At 67.5% G+C, this 5746-nt stretch carries 8 protein-coding genes; 3 read left to right on the forward strand and 5 right to left on the reverse strand.

Annotated elements, in window-relative coordinates; translation table 11 throughout:
- Nucleotides 1–490, forward strand: a 490-nt coding sequence (locus VF649_RS08640; protein WP_331011557.1) for a YihY/virulence factor BrkB family protein, incomplete at its 5' end; no start/stop codon positions are given.
- A 52-nt stretch (nt 491–542) separates the two neighbouring features.
- Here the strand turns inward: VF649_RS08640 and VF649_RS08645 are convergent.
- The 5 genes from VF649_RS08645 to aroQ form a co-directional block, all read right to left on the reverse strand.
- Entirely contained in the window at nt 543–908 is a 366-nt protein-coding gene (locus tag VF649_RS08645; RefSeq protein ID WP_331011558.1) for a hypothetical protein, read from the reverse strand.
- 158 nt (nt 909–1066) lie between these two features.
- A complete protein-coding gene (locus VF649_RS08650; RefSeq protein ID WP_331011559.1) occupies nt 1067–1798 on the reverse strand; it encodes a ParA family protein in 732 nt (243 codons plus the stop codon).
- A gap of 94 nt (nt 1799–1892) precedes the next feature.
- On the reverse strand, nt 1893–3242 hold the full coding sequence (gene accC, locus VF649_RS08655; RefSeq protein WP_331011560.1) for an acetyl-CoA carboxylase biotin carboxylase subunit: 1350 nt from the start codon (nt 3240–3242) through the stop codon (nt 1893–1895).
- A 2-nt stretch (nt 3243–3244) separates the two neighbouring features.
- Entirely contained in the window at nt 3245–3733 is a 489-nt protein-coding gene (accB, locus tag VF649_RS08660; RefSeq protein ID WP_331011561.1) for an acetyl-CoA carboxylase biotin carboxyl carrier protein, read from the reverse strand.
- Between the two features lie 29 nt (nt 3734–3762).
- Nucleotides 3763–4203, reverse strand: a complete 441-nt coding sequence (gene aroQ / locus VF649_RS08665; protein ID WP_331011562.1) for a type II 3-dehydroquinate dehydratase — start codon at nt 4201–4203, stop codon at nt 3763–3765.
- Nucleotides 4204–4337: 134 nt separating this feature from the next.
- Between aroQ and thiS the strand changes: the two genes are divergently transcribed.
- A complete protein-coding gene (thiS, locus tag VF649_RS08670) occupies nt 4338–5345 on the forward strand; it encodes a sulfur carrier protein ThiS (protein ID WP_331011563.1) in 1008 nt (335 codons plus the stop codon).
- Nucleotides 5346–5462: 117 nt separating this feature from the next.
- Entirely contained in the window at nt 5463–5654 is a 192-nt protein-coding gene (locus VF649_RS08675) for a CsbD family protein (protein ID WP_331011564.1), read from the forward strand.
- The last annotated feature ends 92 nt before the right edge of the window (nt 5655–5746 follow it).

Raw genomic sequence — 5746 nt, forward strand, 5'->3', positions numbered from 1 at the left:
CTATGTCGCCAATTTCGGCAATTACGACGCCACTTACGGGTCGCTGGGTGCCGTGGTGGTGTTGCTGACCTGGATCTGGCTGTCGGCCTATGTGCTGTTGCTGGGCGCGGAACTCAATTCCGAACTGGAACATCAGACGGCGCGGGATACGACGCGCGGGCCGGAAACCCCGCTGGGCACGCGCGGCGCCGCGGTGGCGGATACGGTCGCGGAATCGCCCACGCAGCAGGCCGACGCGGCAAGGGCAAGGGCAGCGGCAAAGCCGCCGGCGCGGGCGTCGCGCGGTGGCGGATCGGGAACGGCGCTGATCCTGTCGGGCGCGGGCGGGCGGGCGGCGCGGCTGGCCGGAGGACGACGGCAGGGTATGGTGCCGTCGCTGCTCGTCGCAGGGGGGCTCAGCCTGCTGCGGCGGCAGAAGCGCGCCGGGTTGGGCGCTGCGATGCTGATCATCGGCGGCGGCATGGCGTGGCTCGGCCGCGACCGGACATGACAATGGCGGCCCCTTGCGGAGCCGCCATCCTCGTTTCGGTGGTTGTCGGGTCTTAGCGACCGCGACGATTCTTGCAGTTGTCCGTCACCGTGCGCGAGCAGGTCGGATAATCCTTGGTCGACGGCTGCGGCGTCATCGCCTCGGTGGCCGGCGGCGCGGACATCGCCGGGTCTGCGGCGGGAGCGGGGGCTGCTGCCGCGGCGGCGGGATCAGCCGGCGCCGCGGCCGCCGGGTCGGCAGGAGCCGCCATGGCGGGGTCAGCGGGCGGCGCGGGTGCGGCCGGATCGGCCGGTGCCATCGCATCGGGGCTGGCGGGCGCGGCCGGATCGGCGGCGGGTGGTGCCGGCGGCTGCGTCATGTCCTGCGCGAAGGCGGACGTGCCCAGCATCATCACGGCGGCGATCAGAAATGGCTTCATGCGCTTTCTCCTATGAATAACGGTCGAAATCGTCTTCAGGAAGATCATAACACCCGAAAGCGGATTCGGAGCCGTACCCGAAACGGGTTTTTGCGTTGATCGTGCGTTTTCAGGGACTTACTTGCGCGATTCTCGGCGTTCTCAGCCGCGGTTCATGGTCAGGGCGCGTCCGCCAGCCGCCGTTCGATCCCGGTCCAGATGGCGGCGAAGGCGTGTGCGGCGGGAGATGCCGGAGCAAAGGCCGCGACCGGCAGATGCCGGGCCGCCATCTGTTCGACTGCGCTGGCCATGGGGATGATCGGCCAGTCGGGTTCCGCGGCGATGGTGGACAGATGCAGCGCGCGGCGGCGATCGACCATCGAGAATACCGGCAGGATCGGCGCATGGCGACCGGGTGCGCCGGCGAAATGGCGGACGACATCGTCGAACGCGCGCCGGGCAAGCGGCGACGGGATGACGGGTGCGACGATCAGCGTCGCAGCGCGCGCGACCTGTTCGCTGGTCTCGGTCAGGCCGGGCGGGCAATCGAGGATGATGCGATCATAGTCGCCGGTCAGCCGTTCGAGCAGGCGGAGCAGCCGCTTGCGCTTGCCCAGCGCGCTGAAGAAACCGTCCAGCCCGCGCAGCGAGGCATCGGCCGGGAGCAGATCAAGACCGGAAATGGCCGTGGTCCGGATCAGGCGGTCGGGGGCGATATCGCGTGCGAACACCGCCTCGGCCGGTTCGGCGGCCGGCGCATCGCCGCTCAGCAACCAGCTGGACGCAGCCTGCGGATCGAGATCCCAGAGCAATGTGCGGCGCCGGCACCGCGCCGCCGCATGCGCCAGGTTGACCGCGAGCGAGGTCTTTCCGACGCCGCCCTTGAGGCTGTAGATCGCGATCGTCGCCATGCTGCGGGTGTGTTTTGGGTTGGGGATGGTGTCAAGCTCCGGGTCGACGCGATCCCGCCGCCCTCCCTTGAACGGGGAGGGCGGGTTCCGCCGATCAGGCGTCCTGGCGCGACAGCCATTCCTCCAGCCACTTGATCGTATAGTCGCCGCGCTGGAACTCGGGATCGTCGAGCAGCGCCTGGTGCAGCGGGATCGTCGTCTTCACGCCTTCGATGACGAATTCCTCCAGCGCGCGGCGCAGGCGGCGGAGCGCACCGTCGCGGGTGGTGCCGTAGACGATCAGCTTCGCGATCATCGAGTCATAATAGGGCGGAATGCGATATCCCGCGTAGAGGCCGCTATCGACGCGGACGTTCATGCCGCCGGGCGCATGATAGTTCTTCACCAGACCCGGCGAGGGGACGAAGCTGCGCGGATCCTCGGCGTTGATGCGGCATTCGATCGCATGTCCGCGAAATACCACATCCTCCTGCCGCAGCGTCAGATCCTTGCCATCGGCGATGCGGATCTGTTCGCGGACAAGATCGAGGCCGGTGATCGCCTCCGTCACCGGATGTTCGACCTGGAGCCGGGTGTTCATCTCGATGAAATAGAATTGCCCGTTTTCGTAGAGGAACTCGATCGTGCCGGCGCCGCGATAGCCCATGTCGGCCATGGCGCGCGCGACGATGCCGCCCATTTCATGGCGCTGTTCCGCGGAGATGACGGGCGACGGCGCTTCTTCCAGCACCTTCTGGTGGCGGCGCTGGAGCGAGCAGTCGCGTTCGCCGAGATGGATGGCGTTGCCGCGGCCGTCGCCGAACACCTGGAACTCGATATGGCGCGGATCGCCCAGATATTTTTCCAGATAGACGGTGGCGTCGCCGAATGCCGCCTTCGCCTCGCGCCCCGCCTGCATCATCAGCGTTTCCAGCTGCGATTCGTCGGTGCAGACCTTCATGCCGCGGCCGCCGCCGCCGGAGGCCGCCTTGATGATGACGGGATAACCGGCGGTCGCGGCGATCGCCTTGGCTTCATCCAGATCGGCGATCGGGCCATCGGACCCCGGCACCAGCGGCAGCCCGAGCGCGGCGGCGGTGCGCTTCGCCTCGATCTTGTCGCCCATCGTGCGGATATGTTCGGGCTTCGGCCCGATCCAGAGCAGACCGTGGCTCTCGACGATCTCCGCGAACCGGGCATTTTCGGACAGGAAGCCGTAGCCGGGATGGATCGCGTCGGCATGCGTGATTTCCGCGGCCGAGATGATGTTGGGGATGTTGAGATAGCTGTCGGTGGCGGCGGGCGGGCCGATGCACACCGCTTCGTCCGCCAACCGGACGTGCATGGCATCGGCATCGGCGGTGGAATGGACCGCGACCGTGCGAATGCCCATTTCGTGGCAGGCACGGTGGATGCGGAGCGCGATTTCGCCGCGGTTGGCGATCAGGACCTTGGTGATCGCCATGCTTATTCGACGATCGCGAGCGGCTGGTCGAACTCGACCGGCTGGCCGTTGTCGACGAACAGCTGGCGGACGGTGCCGGCGCGTGGGGCGACGATCGGGTTCATGACCTTCATTGCCTCCACGATCAGCAGCGTATCGCCGGCGGCGACCGTCTGGCCCACGGTGGCGAACGGCTTGGCACCGGGTTCGGCGGCCATATAGGCGGTGCCCACCATCGGCGATTTCACGACGCCGGGATGATCGGCGGGGTCGGCCAGTGGCGCGGCGGCCGGAGCAGCCGGGGCGGGCGCGGGCGTGGCCGAGGCCCCAGCCGGCGCCGGAGCGGCATAGGTGACGGGGCCGGACACCGCCGCCGCCTTGCGCGCGACGCGGATCCGGCGATCGCCGTCCGAAACCTCGATTTCGGTCAGATGCGTGTCATCGAGCAGTTCGGCGAGCTGTTTCACCAGTCCGACGTCGACCTGCATCGCGCCATTGGGGGTATCGGTCATGCTGTTTTCCCTGTTTTCGCGCGCAGATGTCAGAGCTTGGCCGCGGCGTCCAGCGCCAGCACATATCCGTGCGCGCCGAAACCCGCGATCGTGCCCTTGGCTGCCATGCCGACAAAGCTGGTGTGGCGGAAAGGTTCGCGGCGGTGGGGGTTGGAAAGATGGACCTCGATCACCGGCACGGTCACCGCCTTGATCGCATCGTGGATGGCGATGGACGTATGGGTGAAGGCGCCCGCATTCAGCAGGATGGCGTGCGCGTTTCGCGCATTCGCTTCCTGGATCCAGTCGACCAGCAGCCCTTCATGATTGGTCTGGCGCATGTCGATGTCGACGCCGATCGCCTGCGCCCGGTCGTCCAGCATGCCCGCGATATCGTCCAGCGTGTCCGATCCGTAGATTTCGGGTTCGCGCAGGCCCAACATGTTGAGGTTCGGGCCGTTCAGGACGTAGATGGTCTTGCTGTCCGGCATGACGGGCCTTCGGATGGTTGCGGTCGGTCCGGCTCATACAGAAGCGAAGCGGGCGAGGCAAAGCACGGCGCGCGCCATTGCATTTGAACATCGCCCCCCGGCTCTCTAGATCGGGCGGCGATACGGAGATTCAGATGCACAGCGACGGAACGATCACGCTCAGGGTCAACGGCGAGCATCAGCGGGTGCGCGCCGGGATCACGCTGGCCGAACTGGCGGCGGAGTTGGGGCTGGTCGCGGAAAAGGTTGCGGTGGAACGCAATCTGGAGGTCGTGCCCCGCTCCACGCTGAGCCAGGTGGTGGCGCAGGATGGCGACGAGCTGGAGATCGTCCATTTCGTCGGCGGTGGCGATCATGCCCCGCCGGCGGCGAAGGACGACAGCTGGACCGTCGCGGGGCGGACGTTCCGGTCGCGGCTGATCGTCGGCACCGGCAAGTACAAGGATTTCGCGCAGAATGCGGCGGCGGTCGCCGCGGCGGGGGCGGAGATCGTGACGGTGGCCGTGCGGCGCGTGAACGTGTCGGACCGCAACGCTCCGGTCCTGATGGACTATATCGATCCGAAGAAGGTGACGTACCTGCCGAACACGGCGGGGTGCTTCACCGCGGACGAGGCGATCCGGACGCTCCGGCTGGCGCGCGAGGCCGGCGGCTGGAACCTGGTCAAGCTGGAGGTGCTGGGCGAGGCGCGGACGCTGTACCCCGACATGGTCGAGACGATCCGCGCGTGCGAGATCCTGGCCAAAGAGGGGTTCGAGCCGATGGTCTATTGCGTTGACGATCCGATCGCGGCGAAGCGGCTGGAGGATGCGGGCGCGGTCGCGATCATGCCGCTGGGCGCGCCGATCGGGTCGGGCCTGGGAATCCAGAACCGTGTGACGATCCGGCTGATCGTGGAGGGCGCAAAGGTGCCCGTACTGGTCGATGCCGGGGTCGGCACCGCCAGCGAGGCGGCGGTGGCGATGGAGCTGGGCTGCGACGGCGTGCTGATGAACACCGCTATCGCCGAGGCGAAGGATCCGGTGATGATGGCCGCGGCGATGAAGGCGGCGGTGGAGGCGGGCCGATTGGCCTATCGCGCCGGGCGGATGGGCCGACGCATGTATGCCGATCCGTCGAGCCCGCTGGCCGGGCTGATCTGACGCACGCGCGCGTTGATTACGGAAGCGTCATGGAACCGGCGGGCGGGATGCGGGGTTTAACCTGCATCAATCCAGTGACCGGTCCGTGGATCGGCCGCGCAACCTCAGGAGACTGACATGGGTGAATTCACCGACAAGCTGAAGGGCGCCGCGAACGAGGCCATCGGCAATGTGAAGCAGGCGATCGGCGGCGCGACCGACAATCACGACCTGACCGCCGAAGGCCATGCGCAGGAAGCCAAGGGCGAGCTGCAGCGCGCCAAGGGTGATGTGAAGGGCGGCGTCAAGGACGTGATCGACAAGGTCTGATCGCCTCCGCCGGTTCGAAACGCCGTCGCGGGGGAGACCCCGCGGCGGCTTTTTGTTGTTAGGCTCCCTGCGCCCGTTCGGTTCGAGCCTGT

The sequence above is a fragment of the Sphingomonas sp. genome, assembly GCF_036387535.1.
Taxonomy (GTDB): Bacteria; Pseudomonadota; Alphaproteobacteria; order Sphingomonadales; family Sphingomonadaceae; genus Sphingomonas_R.